This is a genomic window from Rhizobium sp. BK008, assembly GCF_014197345.1.
Taxonomy (GTDB): domain Bacteria; phylum Pseudomonadota; class Alphaproteobacteria; order Rhizobiales; family Rhizobiaceae; genus Rhizobium; species Rhizobium anhuiense.
The window spans coordinates 1,387,407-1,409,644 of record NZ_JACIFK010000001.1; the positions used below are offsets into that span (position 1 = coordinate 1,387,407).

16 protein-coding genes and 2 pseudogenes are annotated in these 22,238 nt (G+C 62.0%); 11 read left to right on the top strand and 7 right to left on the bottom strand.

The window, feature by feature from the left end:
* The first annotated feature begins 95 nt into the window (after positions 1 to 95).
* Positions 96 to 1,238 carry a DUF2336 domain-containing protein gene (locus tag FHT69_RS06730; protein ID WP_183905116.1) on the top strand — a complete coding sequence of 381 codons (1,143 nt, stop codon included), beginning with the start codon at positions 96 to 98 and terminating at the stop codon, positions 1,236 to 1,238.
* Between the two features lie 98 nt (positions 1,239 to 1,336).
* Here the strand turns inward: FHT69_RS06730 and FHT69_RS06735 are convergent, their stop codons facing one another.
* Positions 1,337 to 1,747 (bottom strand): hypothetical protein, encoded by a 411-nt coding sequence (locus FHT69_RS06735; protein ID WP_047615269.1) that lies wholly within the window; start codon positions 1,745 to 1,747, stop codon positions 1,337 to 1,339.
* Between the two features lie 128 nt (positions 1,748 to 1,875).
* Between FHT69_RS06735 and FHT69_RS06740 the strand changes: the two genes are divergently transcribed.
* The gene (locus tag FHT69_RS06740) at positions 1,876 to 2,334 is read left to right on the top strand and encodes a GNAT family N-acetyltransferase (protein ID WP_183845445.1); all 459 of its coding nucleotides are present in this window, start codon (positions 1,876 to 1,878) and stop codon (positions 2,332 to 2,334) included.
* Positions 2,335 to 3,036: 702 nt separating this feature from the next.
* Positions 3,037 to 5,286, top strand: a complete 2,250-nt coding sequence (locus tag FHT69_RS06750; protein WP_097623420.1) for a M10 family metallopeptidase C-terminal domain-containing protein — start codon at positions 3,037 to 3,039, stop codon at positions 5,284 to 5,286.
* Between the two features lie 189 nt (positions 5,287 to 5,475).
* On the opposite strand, the pseudogene FHT69_RS06755 reads toward FHT69_RS06750, so the two are convergent.
* The 4 genes and pseudogenes from FHT69_RS06755 to FHT69_RS06770 form a co-directional block, all read right to left on the bottom strand.
* Positions 5,476 to 5,693 (bottom strand): annotated as a pseudogene (locus FHT69_RS06755) (ATP-binding protein); the annotation flags it as partial.
* A pseudogene (locus tag FHT69_RS06760) lies at positions 5,694 to 6,392 on the bottom strand (IS5 family transposase); the annotation flags it as partial.
* Between the two features lie 52 nt (positions 6,393 to 6,444).
* Positions 6,445 to 7,662, bottom strand: a complete 1,218-nt coding sequence (locus FHT69_RS06765; RefSeq protein ID WP_047615262.1) for an AI-2E family transporter — start codon at positions 7,660 to 7,662, stop codon at positions 6,445 to 6,447.
* Between the two features lie 119 nt (positions 7,663 to 7,781).
* The gene (locus FHT69_RS06770; RefSeq protein WP_183845447.1) at positions 7,782 to 8,918 is read right to left on the bottom strand and encodes an esterase-like activity of phytase family protein; all 1,137 of its coding nucleotides are present in this window, start codon (positions 8,916 to 8,918) and stop codon (positions 7,782 to 7,784) included.
* A gap of 563 nt (positions 8,919 to 9,481) precedes the next feature.
* On the opposite strand from FHT69_RS06770, the gene FHT69_RS06780 reads away from it, so the two are divergent.
* Entirely contained in the window at positions 9,482 to 10,648 is a 1,167-nt protein-coding gene (locus FHT69_RS06780; protein ID WP_063473947.1) for an acyltransferase family protein, read from the top strand.
* Positions 10,649 to 10,744: 96 nt separating this feature from the next.
* Here the strand turns inward: FHT69_RS06780 and parE are convergent, their stop codons facing one another.
* On the bottom strand, positions 10,745 to 12,847 hold the full coding sequence (gene parE, locus FHT69_RS06785; protein ID WP_063473948.1) for a DNA topoisomerase IV subunit B: 2,103 nt from the start codon (positions 12,845 to 12,847) through the stop codon (positions 10,745 to 10,747).
* Between the two features lie 208 nt (positions 12,848 to 13,055).
* Between parE and FHT69_RS06790 the strand changes: the two genes are divergently transcribed.
* The 4 genes from FHT69_RS06790 (at position 13,056) to FHT69_RS06805 (ending at position 17,264) form a co-directional block, all read left to right on the top strand.
* Positions 13,056 to 13,952, top strand: coding sequence for a phospholipase (locus FHT69_RS06790; protein WP_047615259.1), 897 nt, complete (start codon positions 13,056 to 13,058; stop codon positions 13,950 to 13,952).
* A gap of 126 nt (positions 13,953 to 14,078) precedes the next feature.
* Positions 14,079 to 14,849 carry a triose-phosphate isomerase gene (gene tpiA / locus FHT69_RS06795; RefSeq protein WP_063473949.1) on the top strand — a complete coding sequence of 257 codons (771 nt, stop codon included), beginning with the start codon at positions 14,079 to 14,081 and terminating at the stop codon, positions 14,847 to 14,849.
* 139 nt (positions 14,850 to 14,988) lie between these two features.
* Positions 14,989 to 15,492 (top strand): preprotein translocase subunit SecG, encoded by a 504-nt coding sequence (secG, locus tag FHT69_RS06800; RefSeq protein ID WP_047615256.1) that lies wholly within the window; start codon positions 14,989 to 14,991, stop codon positions 15,490 to 15,492.
* Positions 15,493 to 15,635: 143 nt separating this feature from the next.
* Complete coding sequence (locus FHT69_RS06805; protein ID WP_047615254.1) at positions 15,636 to 17,264, top strand: CTP synthase; 1,629 nt, start codon at positions 15,636 to 15,638, stop codon at positions 17,262 to 17,264.
* Positions 17,265 to 17,334: 70 nt separating this feature from the next.
* On the opposite strand, the gene FHT69_RS06810 is transcribed toward FHT69_RS06805, so the two are convergent.
* Positions 17,335 to 18,423, bottom strand: coding sequence for a citrate synthase/methylcitrate synthase (locus tag FHT69_RS06810; protein WP_063473950.1), 1,089 nt, complete (start codon positions 18,421 to 18,423; stop codon positions 17,335 to 17,337).
* Between the two features lie 84 nt (positions 18,424 to 18,507).
* Between FHT69_RS06810 and FHT69_RS06815 the strand changes: the two genes are divergently transcribed.
* The 3 genes from FHT69_RS06815 to FHT69_RS06825 all read left to right on the top strand — a co-directional run bounded on the left by FHT69_RS06815 (position 18,508) and on the right by FHT69_RS06825 (position 22,159).
* Positions 18,508 to 19,653, top strand: a complete 1,146-nt coding sequence (locus FHT69_RS06815; protein WP_063473951.1) for a citrate synthase — start codon at positions 18,508 to 18,510, stop codon at positions 19,651 to 19,653.
* Positions 19,654 to 19,778: 125 nt separating this feature from the next.
* Positions 19,779 to 20,297, top strand: a complete 519-nt coding sequence (locus FHT69_RS06820) for a FecR domain-containing protein (RefSeq protein WP_063473952.1) — start codon at positions 19,779 to 19,781, stop codon at positions 20,295 to 20,297.
* A gap of 5 nt (positions 20,298 to 20,302) precedes the next feature.
* Entirely contained in the window at positions 20,303 to 22,159 is a 1,857-nt protein-coding gene (locus tag FHT69_RS06825; protein WP_097623423.1) for a CHASE2 domain-containing protein, read from the top strand.
* Positions 22,160 to 22,238 lie beyond the last annotated feature (79 nt).

Sequence of the window (22,238 nt, forward strand, 5' to 3'; positions counted from 1 at the left end):
GGCATGTAAAGGCTTAAGAAACATGGTGAACCAATCTTAAACCTTTTGCCGCTACCGTCGCAGCATTGAATGGAGCGCGAAGGAATCGCGTTCAAGTGCTGGGGCGTCGCGTGATCGTAGAAGCTTTCCTTCGTTGGATCGAAACGGCCAAGACGGGTGACCGGGCCCGGGCCGCAAACGCGCTCGGGCGAGCCTATCTGCAGTCCGAGATGTCTGCGGATGAGCGGGCGGCGGCTGAGATGGCGATGACCTTTCTGCTCGACGATTCGTCGCCGCGCGTGCGGCTGGCGCTGGCCGAGGCGATCGCCTGGTCGCCCGATGCGCCGCGCAGCCTGATCCTTTCTCTTGCCGAGGACCAGCCCGAAGTCGCCTGCCACGCAGTGACCTGTTCGCCGCTTTTGAACGATGCCGATCTCGTCGATCTCGCCGCCCGCGGCAATGGCGCCACCCGCATGCTGATCGCCGCCAGAGCGCATGTGACGCGCCCGGTTTCCGCCGCGCTTGCCGAGGTTGGTGACGAGGAAGAACTGCTGTGCCTGCTCGAGAATGACGGCGCGGTGATCTCCAGCCTTTCGTTGAAACGCATCGCCGAACGGCTCGGCGACTGCTGCGATATCCGCAACCTGCTTCTCGACCGCAGCGATCTTCCGGCCGATGCCCGCCAACTGCTGACCCAACATGTCAGCAATGCGCTGGTCGGGCTACCGCTGGCGCAGGCGGCTATCGGCCTGCAGCGGCTCCAGCGCATCAGCCGCGAGGCGACCGAGGCTGCCATCGTTTCGATCGCCGGCGATATCGCGCCGCGCGAAATACCCGATCTCGTCCAGCATCTGCGACTCAACGGCCGGCTGACGCCATCCTTCCTGATGCATGCGCTCTGCGCCGGAAAGGTCGACTTCTTCGCCGGCGCGATCGTCGATCTCACAGGCTGCAGCGAGCGCCGGGTGCGCTCGATCCTGGCAACCGGGCGCATGCATGCGGTGCGCGCGCTCTACGAGTCCGCCGGCCTGCCGAGAGATATTAGTGTCATCTTCGTCGAGGCGACGATGCTGTGGCGCGACGCCGCCAGAAAAGCGCCGGGCAGCGTGCTCGGCAATGTCTGCGGCCGTCTTCTGGAAAAGTTCCGCCATCACGACGCGCATGGCGCGATCGGTGAGCTGCTGGACATGGTGGAAAAACTCCACGTCACCGAACAGCGACAATCCGCCCGTGTTTATGCGGCGCTCGCTGCGGCCTAAAGCGCGTCGCGATCTTCAAATTAGCTTGCCGGACTTCAGGTCTTTGTTTCCGCCCGTCTTTTGGCGCAAAACCGCTGCACAGTTTTGCGCGACATGCTCTAATCGGCGAGCCGTGTCACCACCCAGGAATAGCTGGTGGAGACAAAATGCACCGGCTTGGTGAGCGTGTCCTTGACGCTCTTGCCGGAAGGCAGATGGTCGCGCACCTGCTGGGCAATATTATCGGCAAAACCAAGCAGTCCCTGCGGACGCTGTTCTGTCGCTTCAACAACAGCCGGCGGAGCGGGCGCCGGTTTCGGCGGCTCGGCGGCGGCAACGGTCTTCGGGGCCTCGCACACCGCGATTACCGAGGGATAATTGACATTCACATAGGTCTTCAGCCGGCGCTCGGCTTCGGCATCGCAGGCGGCAACAGTTTCCCAGCGTTTATCGACCGTCGCGAGATAATTGCACTGGCTGATGGAATCATCGCAGCCGAGAATGGTCATCGCGATCAGCACCGCTTGCATATTCTGCTTCCTTGACTATTGAGCATGTCATCGTCTTAGACGGCGCAATTCCAACCGAATGAAGGCAGCGGGATTAACTCTTTGTCATGTCGGCAAAAATTGTGTCCCAGTGCCAGCAGGGAGTCAGCATGTCCGTCACCATCGCCCTGGAGCCGCCGCGTCAGGCAGGTGTCATCCGGCTTCTCGATCTTTCCGATGCCTATGCGCAATCGCTCTATCCCCCTGAGAGCAACCATCTGGTCGACCTCTCGTTGCTGGAGAAACCTTCGGTGAGCTTCCTCGTCGCACGCAGCGACGATGTGATCGTCGGCTGCTGCGCGCTGGTCGAGGCCGGCGACGGCACGGCTGAGATCAAGCGCATGTTCGTCGATCCAGAGGCGAGGGGGCTGAGGATCGCCAGCGGACTGATGAATGCGCTGGAAGCGATCGCCGGGGAAATGCAGCTGAAGGCGATCCGGCTCGAAACCGGCATCTACCAGCCCGAGGCGATCAGCCTCTACCGCAAATACGGATATCGGGAGATCGAGCATTTCGGCGCTTACCTGCCGGATCCGCTCAGCCTGTTCATGGAAAAGCGGCTGGGATGATCGCCCGCTAGGGCGGGTGACGATTTAACAGTCAGGGATTCCCAGGCTGGAGCAAATCAGATTCCACACCGACTTTTGCAGGTCGGTGATGGATTGCGACGCACTTCGAGATGATCGATGGGAGCGTATCAGCGGCTTTGTGCCGGGTCGAACCAAAGGCAAGCGCGGTTCCCGAACGGACAATCGAGCATTTTTGGAGGGGGTATGAGCGATGTGTGCGGGAGCAAATTCGCGGCCGAATCTGGTCGCTCACTTGCGCAATCGGTTTGGTCGAATCTGCCACTGCAGCCCCCATTTTCATCTCGATTAGTACCAATCTTTGGGGAAAAGCTGCCCAAAATAGCTAAATTCAGAAAAAAATTTCGATTCCGCCTTCGACGGCAGGAATCCAGTCACGCCCACTAGCTTTTTCTAATGTTTTCAATGGACGCATTTCGCTATAGTTGCAGAAAGAATAATTCGCGGTACGCGAGACATATATTTTGCCACATTTTGGGCGACTCGAAATTCACCAAATATTTCAAACCGTAACTTCGGATCGATTTAGATAATGTGGCAGCAATATGGCTATACTTCTCAAGCACTTACTGTCGCGTTGCTGTTGCGCCCTCCAAAACGTCGCCCTATAACCTCCCGCCGTAACGCCTGATTAACTAAAAATAGTAACCGGCAAAGACAACGCTAAGGTTGAGGAACAAGAACATGACGACATACTACGTAGCGACGACCGGCAGCGGCGGTAACGGCAGTGCCTCGTCTCCTTTTCGCACGATCAGCGAGGCAATGGCTGCAAACCTTAAACCCGGCGACGAGGTCGTGGTGAAGCCGGGGACCTACAACGAGAGCATCAACATCGACAAGGACGGCTCGGCGGCTGGCGACATCACGCTGCGCTCGGAAGTGCCTGGCGCAGCACTGATCCGTCCGCCCTCGGGCTCGTACACCGGGATCAGCGTCAACGCCAACTACGTGACAATCGACGGCTTCGACATCAAGGGCGGCAACGGCGACGGCATCGAAGCGAACAACGTCCATCACGTCTCAATTCTCAACAACAAGGTCCACGACAGCGGGGAGTCGGGCATTCAGTTCAACTATTCTGACTTCGTCAAGATCGTAGGGAACGAGACCTACAATAACGCGTCGTCGGGCTGGTACTCGGGCATCTCGATCTACGAGAACCGGAACATCACCGGCGATACCTCGACGACCGGCTACCGGAATATCGTGCAGAACAACATCTCGCACGACAACGTCACGAAGTCGGGTGCACACACCGATGGCAACGGCATCATCATCGACGATTTCCAGAGCACGCAGGCGAGCGGTCATCCGAACTACACGTTTAAGACCCTGGTCGACAACAACCTGGTCTACGAGAACGGCGGCAAAGGCATCCAGGTTGCCTGGAGCGACTCCGTCACGGTGCAAAACAACACCGCATACCACAACAATCAGGACCCGCTGAACGACGGCACCTGGCGCGGCGAACTCAGCAACGCGCAGTCGAGCAACAACACCTGGGTCAACAACATCGCCGTAGCGGACCCATCGGTGAACAAGAACAACACTGCGGTCGATAACACGTCGTACGGCGGCTACACCAACGCCAACACCGTCTGGGCCAACAACATCACCTACAATGGGACGGCCGGCCAGTCCTCGGTCAGGACTGACGGCGGCAACGCGATGCCGAGCACGGCGAACGGCAATAAGCTCGGCGTCGACCCGAAATTCCTGGGGGCAGCGAGCGGCGACTTCCACCTCGGCTCCGGCTCGTCGGCGATCGACGGCGGAACCAACAAGTACGGGGTCGGCTCGGTCGATCTGGACGGCCACGCTCGCGTCGTTGGAACTGTCGATATGGGTGCCTACGAATCGGGCTCCAGCGCGGCACCGGGAACGCCAACCACGCCGACGAATCCGACGACGCCAACTACACCGACGAACCCGACCACGCCAACCACGCCAACTACGCCGACGACAAAGGAATTCGTCGGCACCAACGGCAACGACATCCTGCCACACACCGGTCAGTCCAACGGCGGCAACGAAACCTTCAAGGGTCTCGGCGGTAGTGACGTGTTGAAGGGCGGCGCCGGCGCGGACGTGCTCGACGGTGGTAGTGGCACCGACACGGCCAGCTATGCAGGCTCCGGCGCGGTCAACGTCAACCTGGCGACTAAGGCCGCATCGGGCGGGCAAGCCACCGGTGACAAGATCGCCAGCATCGAAAACTTGACTGGCTCCAGCTACAACGACGTGCTGACTGGCGGCAATGGCGGCAGCAACATTCTCAATGGCGGGGCTGGCGCGGACAAGCTCAGCGGCGGCGCCGGCGGGGACGTCCTCAATGGTGGTGCCGACAACGACACGGCCGGCTATGCGGGTTCTGGCGGGGTCAACGTCAACTTGGCGACTGGGGCCGCATCGGGTGGGTATGCCACCGGTGACAAGTTCGTCAGCATCGAAAACTTGACTGGCTCCAGCTACAACGACGTGCTGACCGGCAATAGCGGCAGCAACGTTCTCGATGGCGGGGCCGGCGCGGACAAGCTCAGCGGCGGCGCCGGCACGGACGTCCTCATCGGGGGTGCCGGAAAGGACATCATGACCGGCGGTATCAGCTCGGATACGTTTGTCTTCAAAACAGCGGCGGAAGCCGGGTCCGGCTCGACCCGCGACGTCATCACCGACTTCCAGCACGGCGTCGATAAGATCGATCTCCTTGCGATCGATGCGAATGGCTCTGCACAGGGCAATGGAGCCTTCCATTTCCTGGCGCAGGAGGGTGCCTCATTCGACCACAAGGCCGGCGCGCTCACTTGGCACTATGAAGACAAAGCTGATGCTACCGTTGTCCAGGGCGACCTGAACGGCGACGGTGTTCAGGACTTCCAGGTTCAGCTGCATGGCCACGTCCAGCTGGGGGCAGGCGATTTTCTCCTGTAACGATATCCGTTGTGGCGGTCGTTCGATCGCCACAACAATCGCGCTAGCGATCTGAAAATATGTCGATGGCAGAGTAATAACCAGCCACGCGACGCGCAAAAGTCGGTTACTCGGCGCGCGGATGAGTCCACCGGGAGGGCGTAGCCCGAGCGGGGTTCCCATCCGCGCGCTGCGATTTTTCGACGGGTGTCAGCCGTCCTTTCGGGCGCGGCTTTGCGCGAGGCGATAGCTGTCGCCGTTCATCTCGCGGATGTTGACTTGGTGGGTGATGCGGTCCAGCAGAGCGTCGATCAGGCGCTCAGATCCCAAGGTCTCGGTCCATTCGTCGAACGGAAGGTTGCTGGTGATCAACGTGGCAGCCGTGCGCGGTGTTGCGAGATCAGTTCGAACATTAATTCCGCACCGGGCCATATTGCGATTGCGGCGAGCTTGACGAACCTCATGAAGTTGACGAGCAGCTTGTCGTATCGGGTTGCGACGCGTCGAAGTCGTATGGGATGGAATGCTTACGCGTCGGATTGCATGGGATGACAGCTTCGGCATCCAGATTGCTGATGACTTGGCGCAATGCATTAGAATCATAGGCTTTATCGGCGAGAACGCGGCCAGCTTGGAGTCCTTCGAGCAAGGCTGAGGCCTGGGTGACATCGGCGCGCTGGCCGGGAGTGAGGATGATCCTGAGGGGCAGCCCTCTGCCATCGGTGGCCATGTGGACTTGGTGGTCAGTCCTCCTCGGGAGCGTCCCAAAGCCTGGTCCCCTTTTTGGCTGCCATCCTTTCCGGTGGCGGCGCGCACCAGCGAAGAATCGAGGGCGACATAGTCGTTGTCGGGATCCTGGACGAGATGATCGAACGCCGTCTCCCAGACGCCCGCCTTGGCCCACCGGGTGAAGCGCTTGTGGACTGTCTTGTACTTGCCGTAGCGCTCAGGCAGGTCATGCCAATGGGCTCCAGACCGCAACACTCACAAAACCGCGCTCACAAACAAAAGGTTATCGGCCCGATTCGGCTAGGATCTCTGGGCTTGCCCGGCAAAAGATCGCAGATACGACGCCATTGAGATGCCGTCGCTTGGCCATCTGAAGTCTCCAAATCAGACCTATGCATCACACATGAAGCCTGACGTGAATCCTGAATGTCGATTGGACCTACGGCAGGTTCAGCCTTCGGCAACGCGCGGGATCGGTTTCGACGAGCCGGGGATTGCCGGCGGGGCCTGTTCGTCGATGAGGAGCTGCGGTCCCGTCTCGCTCTTGTCGGCATTGCGGGCCTCGTGGATCCATTCGCGCCAGATGGCGACGATCAGCGCCATCAGCACCGGGCCGATGAAGAGGCCGAGGAAACCCATTGTCTTGACGCCGCCGACGAGGCCGAAGAAGGTCGGCAGGAAGGGCAGCTTGATCGGACCGCCGACGAGCTTCGGCCGCAGCGTCTTGTCGACGATGAAAAGTTCGACCGTACCCCAGACGAAAAGACCGATGCCGGCGACATGCGAGCCGCTGGCCAGCAGATAGACGGAGACCAGCGTGAAGGAGAGCGGCGCGCCGCCCGGTATCAGCGCCATCACGCCCGTCAGCACGCCGAGGGTGACCGGCGACGGCACGCCGGCGATCCAATAGGCGAGCCCGAGCACGATGCCTTCGCCGATCGCGATCAGCGTCATGCCCATGACGGTGGAGCTGATCGTCGCCGGCACGACCCGAGAAATGCGTTCCCAGCGGTTCGGCAGGATGCGCTCGCCGAGCATGTCGATCTGCTTGGAAAAGGAGAAACCGTCGCGATAGACGAAGAACAGCGCGATTAGCATGAAGAGCAGCGTCAGCAGCAGATGGAAGGCGCCGCCGCCGGCCGCAAGCACGGCACGATAGATATTGCCGATATTGGCGCCGCTGACCGCCTGAATGACCTCACCCAGGGCGCCGGGACTGCCGATATATTTGGTCCAGGCTTCATCGAGATAGGCGCCGGCCAAAGGCAGCGCGACGATCCAGTCCGGTGTCGGGGCGCCGGCGCGGTTGGCGTGGATCGCCCAGGTGACCCAGGTGCGCACTTCGCCCGTTGTATAAGTGACCGCAAGCCCGATCGGGATGACCAGGAAGGTGATGATCATGATGATGGCGATGGTGGCGGCGATCGTCGTGTTGCCGCCGACGCGGGCAAGAAGCTTACGGTAGAGTGGCCAGCTGGCAAAGCCGATGACGAGGGCTGCGAGCACCGGCACGAGGAAGCCGTAGAAGAAATAAACGCCGGCGGCGACGATCAGAACCAGCAGCCAGCGCGCCGCCGAGATGGAGGGAATCAGCGGCGTGCGTGTTTGCGCCGACGATCCGAGCCATCGCGGTTCATGATTGTTTTTCTGACGGTCGAATACACCCACGCGCGCCTCTTCTTATTCTTGTACTCTGGTTATGGGCCATGATCCCGACGGTTTCAAGGTCCGCAACGTGAAAGCGTATACAAAGCGTCGCTATTCGACTCTCAGAATCGAACGTCTTACTACTGCGGACGGCGCAAGACCTTGAAGGCGTAGAATTGCGTCTTTTGGCTGGGCGAGAAATTATTGTCAGAGCCGAGAATGAGGACATCGGCGCCGTCCTTGGCCTTGCCCAGCGACATGGCCTCGATATTGTCGGGAACAAGGCCGATGGCCCTCAGATCAAGGACCTGGCTCTTGCGGGCAGGGACGACGCGCTGGTCGTTTTTGGCGAGTGACGGGATGGCTGATACGTCGGTGGCATCGGCCAGATCCATCATCATGATCTTGATGGTGTTGCCGAAGCCCTGGGCATAGCTGCGCTCGACGGCGAGCAGCCGATGATCGTCGAGGGCAAGCATCTCGGACATGCCGTTGTCATTGCCGCCTTCGGCCTTGGTGGCGGCCTGCGGGATCGGCGAGACGGGGTAGACGTACTGAGCCTTCGGCTCACCGGTGGCGCCGTCGTAACGGATGATGCGCGACAGGCTGCCCGACGTCAGTGAGGGGTTCGGGCCGTCCTGGTAGAGGGCAGCTTCGACGCCGACGAAAACATCGCCCGAGGGCGCGACTGCGAGATCCTCGAAGGCGAGGTTGTCGCGGATGCCGGTCGACTTGTCGGCGGTCGGCGCAAAGCCCTCCGGCAACTTGAATTCGCGGACGAAGGAACCGTCCGGCGAAGCGACGCGGACGAAGGGTGCAAGCAACGTCTTGCCGTCGCCTTCGCTGCCCCAATAGATGCCGTCCTTGCCGAGGCGGATCGATTCCGGATCGACGGTCCTGGCAGCGAAGGGCTTGCCGTTCTTATCCTTCAAAGTGACTTGCTTGACCACCGAAACGTTCTTGAGACCCGATGCGTCCACATCGACGTCGAGTTCATAGAAGCGGGCAGGGCCTCTTTCCGAGCGGTCGTCGCTGATGGCGATGTAGTGGCCGGTGGCGGCATCGAAATCGAGACCTGATATGCCGCCGAATTCGACGCCGTTTTCCATATGGCCCGTGGGGATGACAAATTCGCCGAGATAGGAGAGCGATATGCCGGCGGCGCAATCGCCGAAGGGGCAGGCGGTCTCGACGGTGGCGCCGATCTCGGTGGCGCTGACGGTGCCGGTGCTGGACAGGAAAACGAAAGCGGCAGCCGCGAGAAAACGCTTGGTCATGACAAATATCCGGCAAGGGGTTTGAAAACGGTTCGAAACGGCGCCGCCGCTCCCTCAAGGGGAACGCGCGCCGACCGCTTCATGCGCCGGTTGTTTGAAGGAGTTGTTACGGTTCTTCGTCAGTTCCGTGAAATCGTCGATGCTAAAATGCGGTGCGCCGAACCGTTTTCACCCGTACCACAAGCGCATTCAGCGCTTTCGATCTAGAGTGCATTTTTATCACATTGTTTCTCCTAATGCGGGAAAAACAGAAATTACCTTGCAATTGCAAATTCAATTTGTAGTCTTCTTTTTGAGGTCATCGGCGCTGAATTACAACTTCGCAGATGGTATCTGTGATCAACGTGAGAGACCAGCGAGGCGGCAGATCAACGCTCGGGTCTCAGCAACTCTGACGTCCAAGCCGAGATTTCCGACGTAGATGGCAGAGGCTTGGCGAGGTCACGGCTGTACCCGGCATGCCGGTCGAAGCTTTCATACAGACCAAGGAGCGGACTGCTGGCCTATCTGACGAAGCCGTTCATGGATCAGGTCGCACGGGCGCTCAAGGAAGAATAAGAAAGATGCGGCGCTTTGATCAAAGACCAGGGGAAGACAGGCTCCTGACCACTGCCGACGCATTAGCCCGTTCCGTATTCCCTGCGGCTGCGCGTCCCGGTCCGAGCGATACGCAGGATCTAGGTCACGGTGCAGGTCAAGCGAAAGACCGCTTTATCTTTCTGGATGAGCTTCGAGGACTGGCTGCGCTATCAGTGGTTCTCTTGCATGCCAGCCAGCTTTTCAGCTTTCGGCTCAACTCCCACCCCTCCTTGGCCGTGGATTTCTTCTTTTGCCTGAGTGGCTTCGTTCTCGCAAATGGATACGACCAAAAGCTAAAGGCGGGTGCTCTGGGGAGCAGGGCATTCTTGCTGAAGCGCGTGGTACGGCTTTATCCCATGATGGTGGTTGGCGTCGCCTTGGGCGTCCTCGCGTCGCAATTTGCTTTGACGCCCAATATTGCTCTCGCCGAGGTCTCGATTCTTGCTGTGGGCGCATTATTCCTATTGCCCCTGGGACTCTTGGTAGGGCAGGAGGCCTTCGCGATCAACAACCCACTCTGGTCCATCTGCTTTGATATGGTCGCTAGCGTGGTTTACGGCTCAGTCGCTCACCGTCGGATACATTTTTGGCATGAGATAGCGGTCTTCGCGTTGTTGGCCGCAGCGCTTTTCCAAGTTGTCATGTTCGAGGGTGCTATCGGGCCGGTTGGTTTTGCGAACTGGCGAGCATTCTTCGAAGGATTTGTCAGGGTCGGCTTTTCGTTTCTTGCCGGCGTCTTGATCTTCCGCTGGAATATCCATCGTCGCGTCGGGGCTGTTCCACCTCAGATCCCGCTTTTCGTCCTGATCGCCGTGCTATTTTTCCCCTTTGCCGTCCCGAGTGACGTCTACGATTTCACTTGCATCGCGGTCATAATTCCGATCGTGGTCGCGCTAGCTGCAGCAGTACCGCAGGGCGCGGAGCGGCCGTTCGCTGCCTATCTCGGGCAGTTGTCCTATCCCCTGTATGTCGTCCATCTGCCTGTTATTCAGTTCGGCGATCATTTCCAAAACCTCACCGATGGCTTCATTCCATTGCCGGTCACGGTGAGCGGGACGCTCCTGGTCGCTGTCGGTGTGGCACATTTTTTACACGGTTGCTTCGATGCGCCCCTTCGCGCGTACCTGGGCCGCAAGTTTCCCTTGAGCTAGTTTAATTGCTTTCAAGCCGGCCATTGCTTTTTGGACACGGTTCGGTCCGATGAGCGCGATTATTGAAGCAAACTAGCTGGCAGGTATCGCCCTGCTCTAGATATCGAGATTCTCCGCGAAGGCCGCGCGCTCCTGGATGAAGCGGAAGCGGGCTTCCGGTTTGGTGCCCATCAGATCGTCGACGGCGCTGCGGGTGCCCTCGAAATCCACCTCGTCGATCAGCACCTTGAGCAGGGTGCGCTTGGACGGGTCCATGGTGGTTTCCTTGAGCTGGGCGGGCATCATCTCGCCGAGACCTTTGAAGCGGCTGATCTCGACCTTGGCCTTGCCCTTGAATTCCGTCTGCATCAGCTCGGCACGATGGTTGTCGTCGCGGGCATAGGCGGATTTCGAACCTTGGGTGATCTTGTAAAGGGGCGGCACGGCGAGGAAGAGGTGGCCGCCGCGCACCAGTTCCGGCATCTCCTGATAGAAGAAGGTGATGAGCAGCGAGGCGATATGGGCGCCGTCGACGTCGGCATCGGTCATGACGATGATGCGCTCGTAGCGCAGGTCTTCGTCGCGGTATTTCGAGCGTGTGCCGCAGCCGAGCGCCTGGATGAGATCGGCGAGCTGCTGGTTGGCGCCGAGTTTTTCGCGGCCGGCGCTGGCCACGTTGAGGATCTTGCCGCGCAGCGGCAGAATGGCCTGGTTGGCGCGGTTGCGCGCCTGCTTGGCCGAACCGCCTGCCGAATCGCCCTCGACGATGAAGAGTTCGGCACCCTCGGCGGTGTTCTGCGAGCAGTCGGCGAGCTTGCCGGGCAGGCGCAATTTACGCACCGCCGTCTTGCGGTTGACTTCCTTTTCCTTGCGGCGGCGCAGACGCTCCTCGGCGCGCTCGATCACCCAGTCGAGCAGCTTGGCTGACTCGTTCGGATTGTCGGCAAGGTAATGGTCGAAGGGATCGCGCAGCGCATTCTCGACGATGCGCTGGGCCTCGACGGTGGCAAGCTTGTCCTTGGTCTGGCCGACGAATTCCGGCTCGCGGATGAACACCGACAGCATGCCGACGGCCGAGATCATGACGTCATCGGTGGTGATCTGGGCGGCGCGCTTGTTCTGCGTCAGCTCGGCATAGGCTTTCAGGCCCCTGGTCAGCGCGATGCGCAGGCCGGCCTCATGCGTGCCGCCTTCGGGGGTCGGGATGGTGTTGCAGTAGGAATGCACCTGCGGATCGCCGCCATACCAGGTGATCGCCCATTCCATCGAGCCGTGGCCGCTCACCTTCTCGGTCTTGCCGGCGAAGATCTCGCGGGTGACGGTGAACTCCTTGCCCATCGTCGCCTGCAGGTAATCCTTCAGGCCGCCGGGGAAGTGGAAGACCGCCTTGTCGGGCACCTCGGAGCCTTCGGGCAGCACGCCCGGCTCGCAGCTCCAGCGGATTTCGACGCCGCCGAACAGATAGGCCTTCGAGCGCGCCATGCGAAAGACGCGGGCGGCATCGAACTTCATGTGATCCCCAAAGATCTGGGGATCGGGATGGAAGCGCACGCGGGTGCCGCGGCGATTGTGGACGTCGCCCAGCTCTTCGAGCCCACCCTGCGGCAGGCCGCGGGAGAAACGCTGGCGGTAGAGCTTGCGGTTGCGCGCCACTTCGACCTCGAGGTCGTCGGAAAGCGCGTTGACGACGGAGACGCCGACGCCGTGCAGGCCGCCCGAGGTCTCGTAGGCCTTGCCGTCGAATTTGCCACCGGCATGCAGCTTGGTCATGATGACTTCGAGAGTCGACTTGCCCGGCACCTGCGGATGGTTCTCGACCGGGATGCCGCGGCCGTTGTCGGAGACGGTGAGATAACCCTCGAGATCAAGATAGACCTCGATGAAATTGGCGTGGCCGGCGACCGCCTCGTCCATCGCATTGTCGATGACTTCGGCAAACAGGTGGTGCAGCGCCTTTTCATCGGTGCCGCCGATATACATGCCCGGGCGCATGCGCACCGGCTCGAGGCCTTCGAGGACGCGGATCGACGAGGCACCGTATTCATCCGAGTTGGAGGCGGCGGGCGCCGGACGCGCTGACGCCCCGCCAGCAGAGGGCGCTGCAGCGACGGCGGGCGCAGCCGTTACCGACGGCCGCTCGGCCAGAGCGGCAGGCTTCTGCGCCTCCTCGCGTTTTTCAGAGAGGGGCATTCCGGAAAAAAGGTCGTTGCTATCGTCCATGGAGCCGTTCAGATCTTCATCCTGTCTTAGGTCTGGCATTCCCGTCGACCCAAAATCACCGCATTTCATGCCACGTTTGCGAATCAGGCAGATTTTGCCAGAAAGCACCTCTATACGCGACACCGCCTGACTTGGCGGGTTTTTCCCAAATGATTTGCGTTGCCGGGCGCGGAATGGCAAGCGGCGGCAGGCTTCAGGAACCATCCGAATGCGAATGTCCACAAGTCATTGCACCATCATCACCGCAATTGCGGCGTTTTTCTTGTCCGTAGCCGTCCTCTCCGCCGTCGGCGCGCAGGCAGCCGATGCGCTGCCGCCCTTCAAGGACGATCTGTTTTCGAAGCAGACCGTGCTGCAGACGGGTGATGACGGCGCCTTCGAGGTCCTCGACTATGACGAGATGCGCGATATCAACGGCCGCGACCAGATCCCGCAAAAGCGGGTGCAGCAGAAATATGTGGCGCTCGGCATCCGCAAGGCCCAAGCCGACGAGACGCTGTCTCTCGATGGCGTCATGCTCGATGTCACCAGGGTGGGACCGGCCGGGAATGCCGCCTTCACGGTGATCTTCATCCATGGCCGCGACGGCGACCGGCGGCTCGGGGCCAACGACTACAGCTTCGGCGGCAATTTCAATCGGCTGAAGAACCTGGTCGCCGGCAATGGCGGCGTTTATTATTCGCCGACGGTCAGGAGTTTCGACAGTAGCGGCGTTGCCGTAATTGCCAGCCTGATCCGCTATGCCGGCGCGCAATCGCCCGGCCGGCCGATCATCCTTTCCTGCGCCTCGATGGGCAGCCAGGTCTGCTGGGGCATTGCGCGCGACGCTGACAGCGTCAAGCGGCTGAAGGGCATGCTTGTTATGAGCGGGGTCACTGACCCTGATTTCACCAGGAGCGCCTTCTACAAGGCGAAGCTGCCGCTGTGGTTTGCCCATGGCAGCCGCGATCCGGTCTACGCCGCCGCCAACCAGCAGGCGCTGTTCGAAAACCTGCACAAGGCGAAATATCCGACGCGCTTCACGCTGTTTCAGACCGGCAATCACGGGACGCCGATCCGGATGATCGACTGGCGTAACGTGTTGAACTGGATTCTTGCCAGTTAGCGGCTGGTTTTCGGCAGAAATATACGCGGGACCGCTGAGATTCCCCTTACGTCAAGGGCATGATGCTTTTCTTTGCCGCGCGCTTTTGATATTGCCCAAGGCATAAGCAGATTTTGGAAGGCTGGCATGACACCTGACGTGCGCCCGCTTGTGGCGGGAAACTGGAAAATGAATGGCATGCGTGCCTCCCTGGATCAGATCAAGGCGATCGCCGAGGGCGTTCGTTCGCCGCTGGCTGACAAGGTCGAAGCGCTGATCTGCCCGCCGACGACGCTGCTCTATGTGGCGACGGCGCTCTGCACCGACAGTCCGCTGGCGATCGGCGCTCAGGACTGCCACCAGAAGCCATCCGGCGCCCATACCGGCGACATTTCGGCCGACATGATTGCCGATTGTTTCGGCACCTATGTCATCGTCGGCCATTCCGAGCGGCGTACCGACCATGCCGAGACGGATCATCTGGTCCGCGCCAAGGCGGAAGCCGCCTTCGCCGCGGAGCTGACGGCGATCATCTGCATCGGCGAGACGGCGGATGAACGCCGGACCGGCCAGGCGCTCGATGTCATCAAACGCCAGCTCTCCGGCTCGGTTCCGGACGCCGCCACCGCCGAGAACACCGTCATCGCCTACGAGCCGATCTGGGCGATCGGCACCGGCGTGACGCCGACATCAGGCGATGTCGAGAAGGCGCACGCCTTCATGCGGGCAGAGCTTGTGGCCCGCTTCGGCGATGAAGGCCGCAAGATGCGTCTGCTCTATGGCGGCTCGGTCAAGCCGGCCAATGCCGGGGAGCTGATGGGCATCGCCAATGTCGACGGCGCGCTGATCGGCGGGGCGAGCTTGAAAGCGGCAGACTTCCTCGCCATCTACCGGGCCTATGAGGCGCTGCTCGCCTGAGGCATTGTTTATTCCTGGGTTTATTCGTTTATTCCAGGGCGTATTCCGGGCCGAAGGGCTTGGAATAGATCAAAGCCTCATGTAAAGAGCCGCCAGAATTCTTAACTTTGTCCGTCTCCAGGCGGGCAGGACTGGACCCATGCAGACAGTATTGATTGTCATCCATCTCATGATCGTGCTCGCCCTCGTCGGCGTCGTGCTCATCCAGCGCTCGGAAGGCGGCGGCCTCGGCATCGGCGGCGGTTCGGGCTTCATGTCGGCCCGCGGCACGGCTAATGCGCTGACGCGCACGACCGCGATCCTTGCGACCCTGTTCTTCCTGACTTCGCTCGGCCTCGGCATTCTGACGCGTTACGAAGGCCGCCCGAGCGACATTCTCGACCGCATTCCGGCAACAAGCGGCCAGGGCAACGGTATTCTCGATTCGCTCGGTGGCGGCGCACAGGCTCCGGCAAGTCAGCCGGCCGGCAACGGCGTTCCGAGCAGCGGGGCTGCGACGCCCGCACCGCAGGCTCCCGCCGCTCAAGCTCCCGTAACTGGCGCTCCGGTGACTCAGGCCCCGGCAGCTACCGCACCTGCAACGACTACCCCGGCAGTTCCGGCCGCGCCGGCTCAGCCCTCCGGTGTCCCGACGGGACAATAAACCGGTCTTCGACATAAACCGCCGGCAGGCCCTCGGGTCTGCCGGTTTTCTTTTGTTCAGATTCCCGCGTCACGCTCCGAAAGTTCTGGAAAAGAATTTTTGGGCTGGTGGAATCGTTTTTGAAAAGGTATCCGGTGAATCCCATGGCGCGATACGTATTCATCACTGGCGGCGTGGTTTCCTCTCTCGGAAAAGGAATCGCGGCCGCGGCTCTCGGAGCGTTGCTGCAGGCCCGTGGATATCGGGTCAGGCTTCGCAAGCTCGATCCCTATCTGAACGTGGACCCGGGCACCATGAGCCCGACCCAGCACGGCGAGGTCTTCGTCACCGACGACGGCGCGGAAACCGATCTCGATCTCGGTCACTACGAACGCTTCACGGGGCGTTCGGCGACCAAGACCGACAACATCACCACCGGCCGCATCTACAAGAACATCATCGACAAGGAACGGCGCGGCGACTATCTCGGCGCGACGGTGCAGGTCATCCCGCACGTCACCAACGAGATCAAGGATTTCGTTGTCGAGGGCAATGACGACTACGACTTCGTCATCTGCGAGATCGGCGGTACGGTCGGCGACATCGAGGCGATGCCGTTCATGGAGGCGATCCGCCAGCTCGGCAATGACCTGCCGCGCGGCACCGCTGTCTATGTCCACCTGACGCTCATGCCCTATATTCCGGCGGCCGGCGAGCTCAAGACCAAGCCGACCCAGCATTCGGTGAAGGAACTGCAGGCGCTCGGCATTCATCCCGATATCCTGCTGGTGCGCGCCGACCGTGAAATTCCGGAGGCAGAGCGCCGCAAGCTGTCGCTGTTCTGCAACGTGCGTCCGTCCGCCGTCATCCAGGCGCTCGACGTCGCCAACATCTATGACGTGCCGATGGCCTACCACCGGGAAGGTCTCGACGACGAAGTGCTCGCCGCATTCGGCATCGAGCCGGCGCCGAAGCCGCGCCTCGACCAGTGGGAAGAGGTCTGCAATCGGATCCGCACGCCGGAAGGCGAGGTAACGATCGCGATCGTCGGCAAATACACCGGCCTCAAGGATGCCTATAAGTCGCTGATCGAGGCGCTGCATCACGGTGGCATCGCCAATCGCGTCAAGGTCAAGCTCGAATGGATCGAATCCGAGGTCTTCGAAAAGGAGGATCCGGCGCCTTATCTCGAAAAGGTGCACGGCATCCTCGTGCCGGGCGGCTTCGGTGAGCGCGGTTCGGAAGGCAAGATCCATGCGGCCCGCTTTGCCCGCGAGCGCAAGGTGCCGTATTTCGGCATCTGCTTCGGCATGCAGATGGCGGTGATCGAGGCGGCGCGCAATCTTGCCGATGTGCCGGCCGCATCCTCGACGGAATTCGGCCCGACGAAAGAGCCGGTGGTCGGCCTGATGACCGAATGGATCAAGGGCAACGAGCTGCAGAAGCGGACAGCGGCCGGCGATCTCGGCGGCACGATGCGCCTTGGCGCCTACAAGGCGGCGCTGAAGAAGGGTACGAAGATCTCGGAGATTTACGGCTCAACCGATATTTCCGAGCGTCATCGCCATCGCTATGAGGTCAATATCGACTACAAGGACCGGCTGGAGAACTGCGGCCTCGTCTTCTCCGGCATGTCGCCGGACGGCGTGCTGCCGGAGACGATCGAATATCCCGATCATCCCTGGTTCATCGGCGTGCAGTATCACCCGGAACTGAAGAGCCGGCCGCTCGACCCGCATCCGCTGTTTGCCAGCTTCATCGAAGCGGCGACGGAACAGAGCCGTCTCGTCTGATGAAAGTCGCACCAGATCGCGCGGTTAGGCGCGATCTGGATTAGGTCCGGATGCTCTGCCGGATCAACCTTCAAGCCGCGGCCGGCAACGGCCCGATATAGACAGAACGCGGGCGAATCAACCGGCCGTCGAGCGCCTGTTCGCGCGCATGCGCCAGCCAGCCGACGGTGCGGCCGATCGCAAAGACCCCGGTGAAGGCTTGACGCGGAAAGCCGAGGGCTTCGAGCAGCAGCGCGGTATAGAACTCGACATTAACGTCGAGCGGCCGGTTCGGCTTGCGCGCCTTGAGGATCGACAATGCAGCAGCCTCCACCGCTTCCGCCAGCGCGCTGCGAGCCCTGTTGACCTGTCCGGTTGATATCAGCGGCTTCAGTGCGCCCTTCAGCGCATCGGCACGCGGATCGCGGACACGATAGATACGGTGGCCGAAGCCCATCAGCCGTTCGCCGCGGTCGAGCGCTTCGCCGAGCCACGGGTAAGCGTTTTCCGCCGTTCCGATTGCATCCAGCATGTCGAGCACGGGACCGGGCGCGCCGCCATGCAGTGGTCCTTTCAGTGCGCTCAGTGCTGCGAGCACGGACGAGGTGAGGCCGGCCTGTGTCGAGGCGATGACGCGCGATGCGAAGGTCGAGGCGTTGAGGCCATGGTCTGATATCGTCACCAGATAGGCGTCGAGTGCCGCCGTCTGCTCTCTGCTCGGCAATTTTCCGGTCAGCATGCGCAGGATATCGGCCGCCTGCGGCAGCGAAGCGTCGGGCGCGATCGGTTTTTTGCCGCGCTGCATGCGCAGAACCGCCGGAAGGAAGACTGCGGGCGCCGCCAGAAGGCTGAGCGCGGTATCGAAATCCTCGCCGTCGGGCAGCCGGGCGATCAGCGCTCGCATCGCATCGACCGGAGGCAGGGCGAGCAGTGCGGCATCGGCAGCCTTGATATGGTCGAACACCCCGGTTCGCGCTTTGGCGAGCCAGCCGCGCAATTCGGCTTCATCGAAGCTTCGTTCCATCAGCCCGTCGAGCAACAGGACGGCGACGCCTTCATAGGTACCGTCTGCGACCAGATGATCCAGCGATACGCCACGGATGATCAGCCGTCCCGCTTCGCCATCGACATCCGAGAGCTGCGTTTCGGCGGCGATGACATCTTCCAAGCCATTCGTCATGTTGTTTTCTCCTTTACGCCACGGATGATCCGACCTAGTCTCATTGACGTCAATCTTGATGTAAATGATCAATATGAGGTTCCGATGTCGTGGCTGACCGCCGAGGAGGCGCTACAGGCGCTGAAGACCAAGCCGCAGACGCTCTACGCCAATGTCAGCCGCGGGCGCATCCACGCCAAGCCCGATCCCTCCGATCCGCGCCGCAGCCTTTACCAGGCCAGCGACGTGCAGAGGCTTGCCGAACGCCATGCCGGCCGCCGCAAGGCCGAAACGGTTGCGGCCGAGACGATAAGGTGGGGCGATCCGGTTCTCCCCTCGGCAATCTCGACCATCACAGGCGGACGGCTTTTCTATCGCGGCCGGGATGCGGCCGATTTCGCTGACGTCGCGACGCTGGAGCAGACGGCAGCACTGCTCTGGAACGGCGCGGAAGCCTTCCTCTCCGGGAGCAGAACCGGAAATACCTCTCCGTCGCTTCAGGCGGCCTTCCGGGCGTTGGCAGGACGGGTGACATCCGATCTGCCGTCGCTCGGCCGCTCACAGGCCGCACTTCGCCGTGAAGCAGGCGGGGTTCTCTGCACCCTCGCCGATGCGCTGGCCCCGGGGCCGCCGGAGCAGCCGTTGCATCTGCGGCTTGCTGCCAGCTGGCGGCGGCCGGATGCTGCCGATTGCCTGCGCCGCGCGCTGGTGCTGATGGCCGATCATGAACTCAACGCCTCCACCTTCGCGGCGCGGGTCACGGCATCGGCGGGTCCGGCCCTTTCCGCCGCCGTGCTTTCGGGACTGGCGACGCTGACAGGACCGCTGCATGGGGCCGCCTGGCAGGGCGTCGACGCCTTGATCGAGGCAGCAGCCGCCCTTGGGGCGGAGCAGGCGATCCGCCGCACGCTTGCCCAGGGCAATCGCCTGTCGGCCTTCGGCCATCCGCTCTATCCCGATGGCGACATCAGGGCTCTGGCGCTGCTGCCGCACTTTCCCCTGCCGCCGCAGTTTGCAGCGGTTCGGGAAACCGGCGAGGAGATGGTCGGCGAGAGGGTCAATGTCGATTTCGCGCTTGCTGCGATGGCAGCCGCTTTCGATCTCCCGAGGGAGGCGCCGATCATCATTTTCTCGCTTGCCCGTTCCGCCGGCTGGCTTGCGCATGCGATGGAGCAGATCGACAGCGGCGAATTGATCCGGCCGCGGGCGCGTTATGTCGGACCGGCACCTGAAACGGACCGCAGAACTTAAGAATTCCGCCGCTTCGCTTTTTTGCCTAGGGAAATATCCGAATTCGGCTATCATGCCGCACATGGAAGAAGACGGTTGGCGGGGCGCTTTCGAAAAGCTGTCCCGCGCGGTCAAGGGGACTTTCCATGAATAGGACGCTTCGTAGCCTGCTTGCCGCCGCACTCGCTGTCGGCCTCATTCCGCATGGGGCGGCCGTTGCGCAGTCTGCCGGCTGCACGGTCTCGCGTGATGCCGGCGCCCGCCAGGTGCTCAGTTGTCCAGGTGGTGTCACGGTAACGGCGGAGGCCGGCGCGGTCTACAGCCTCGTCGACCGCAACCGGGACGGCAGCCCTGATTCGGCGGCGTTGCGCCGCAAGGCGATCCTCGTCGATGTCGACAGCACGCAGCATGCCGGCGGTTTCCAGGTCGTGACGCCGCAGGCGATCGCCGCCGTGCGCGGCACTCAATGGGCTGTCGATGTCGCGGGTGGCAAGACCTCGGTGCTGGTCGTCAGAGGCAGCGTCGCGGTCCGCCGGCCGGCCGGCGAGCCGGTGGTGCTGTCGCCGGGTGAGGGCGTCGATGTCAGCGGCGGAACCGAACCCCTCGTCGTGCGTCGCTGGCCGGCGCTGCGCGCCGCCGCCCTTCTTGCCCGCCTCGGCCAATAAATCCTATGAACCATCGCCTGCAGACTGTGATCGCGATGCTGCTCGCCGGTCTTTGGGCGGCAGCACTCGGCTATACCAATCTTAATGCCGGAAGCGGCATTCTCGACCGGATGGAGGCCTCGCTTGCCGATATCCGCAGCGTCATCGTCGGGGCGAAGACACCGCCTCCTGTTGTCTCGATCGTTGCGATCGACGACCGCACCGCCGGGGCGCATGGTTATCCCCTAAATCGGGCGACGCTTGCGCGCCTCATCGAGGCGATCACCGCGCTGAAGCCGAAAGCCGTGGCCATCGATATTCTGCTGGTCGATCCGGGGCCGGAGGAGGGCGACGCGGCACTGACCTCAGCCCTTCGCCGGGGACCGAGCGTGATTGCGGCTGCGGCCACCTTTGCACAGAGTCGGCAGCGCGTGAGCGATACCGCCGACGATCCGCTTGCCGCCATCCCTGAGGCAAACCAGCTTCTCCTGCCGCTTCCCCGTTTCGCCGAGGCAGCCGCGGTCGGCATCGTCAATGTCGCAACCGACCAGACCGGCACGCCGCGCTTCATTCCGCTGATCTCGCGTACCGCAGAGCGGCTGGATCCGGCTTTTCCGCTGCGTGTCGCTTCAGTGGCGCTCGGAGTCAATCCCACCATCGAACCCGACGCCATCATGCTCGGAAAGCTGCGCATTCCCACAGATATCGGCCAGCGGCTGCCGGTGACCTTCTACGGCGGCCACGGCAGAATCGCCACCTTCAGCGCCGCCGATGCATTGGATGGCAAGCTTTCGGCGGATGCGATCGCCGGCCGCATCGTCGTCATCGGTTCGACGGTCACCGGTGGCGGCGACGTCTTTCCGACGCCGTTCGATCCCGTCATGCCAGGTGTCGAGGTAATGTCGACGGCGATTACCCATCTCGTCACCGGCGACGGCATGGTGCGCGACCACAGGATAAGGCTGATCGATGCCGCCACCGCCATCGGTCTGACGGTCGTGCTCGTTTCGCTGGTCGCCTGGCGCCGCAGTGCGGCAGGCTATGTCATCATCGTGCTGACGCTCATCGTCTGGGCGATGCTCAATCTGTCGGCCTATGCGCATGGCTACTGGCTGAGTGCGGCGCTGCCGATCGCCGCAGCGCTGCCGCCGGCGCTGATCTTCGGCGCGGCCGAACTCTGGCGCGACCGTGGCCGCGCCCGCCATTATGCCGAACAGAGCGCGCTCCTGCAGCGCATCGAGGCGCCCGGCCTCGGCGAGTGGCTGGCGCGCGATCCGAATTTCCTCGCCACGCCGGTGCGCCAGAACGCCGCCGTCATCTTCATCGATCTCTCGGGCTTTACCGGCCTCAGCGAAACCGTCGGACCGGTGGCGGTGAGCAAGGTGCTGAGCGGCTTCTTCGAACTGATCGATGAGGAGGCGCGCGCCCATGGCGGCGCCATCACCAGCTTCATGGGCGACGGGGCGATGATCCTGTTCGGCCTGCCGGAACCCTCCGATGACGATGCCGCCCGGGCTGCTGCCTGCGCAGTGAGCCTGTGTGAGCGCACGCGGGCCTGGCTTCAAGCGCATGCGGGCTTCGCCCAAAAGAAGATCGGCTTCAAGGTCGGCGCCCATTGCGGGCCGATCGTCGCCTCGCGTCTCGGTACCGGCGACCGGCAGCAGATCACCGCGGCAGGCGACACCATCAATGTCGGCAGCCGCCTGATGGAAGTGGCCGCCCGCCATGGCGTCGAGCTGGCGTTGAGCGCCGAAATCGTCCGCGCGGCAGGCCCCGACAGCATGCTTGCGCAGTCCGGCCGGATGGAGGGACCGTTGGAAACGACGCTGCGCGGCCGGGCGAGCCACATCGACGCGTGGCTGTGGCGTAGCCGCACGCTTTGACAATCGCCGCGGGAGCGGTTAGGAACGGCGCAAATACCCCGCCGGCTGGCTCCGGCCATGGCGCAGTCACGCGCCTGAC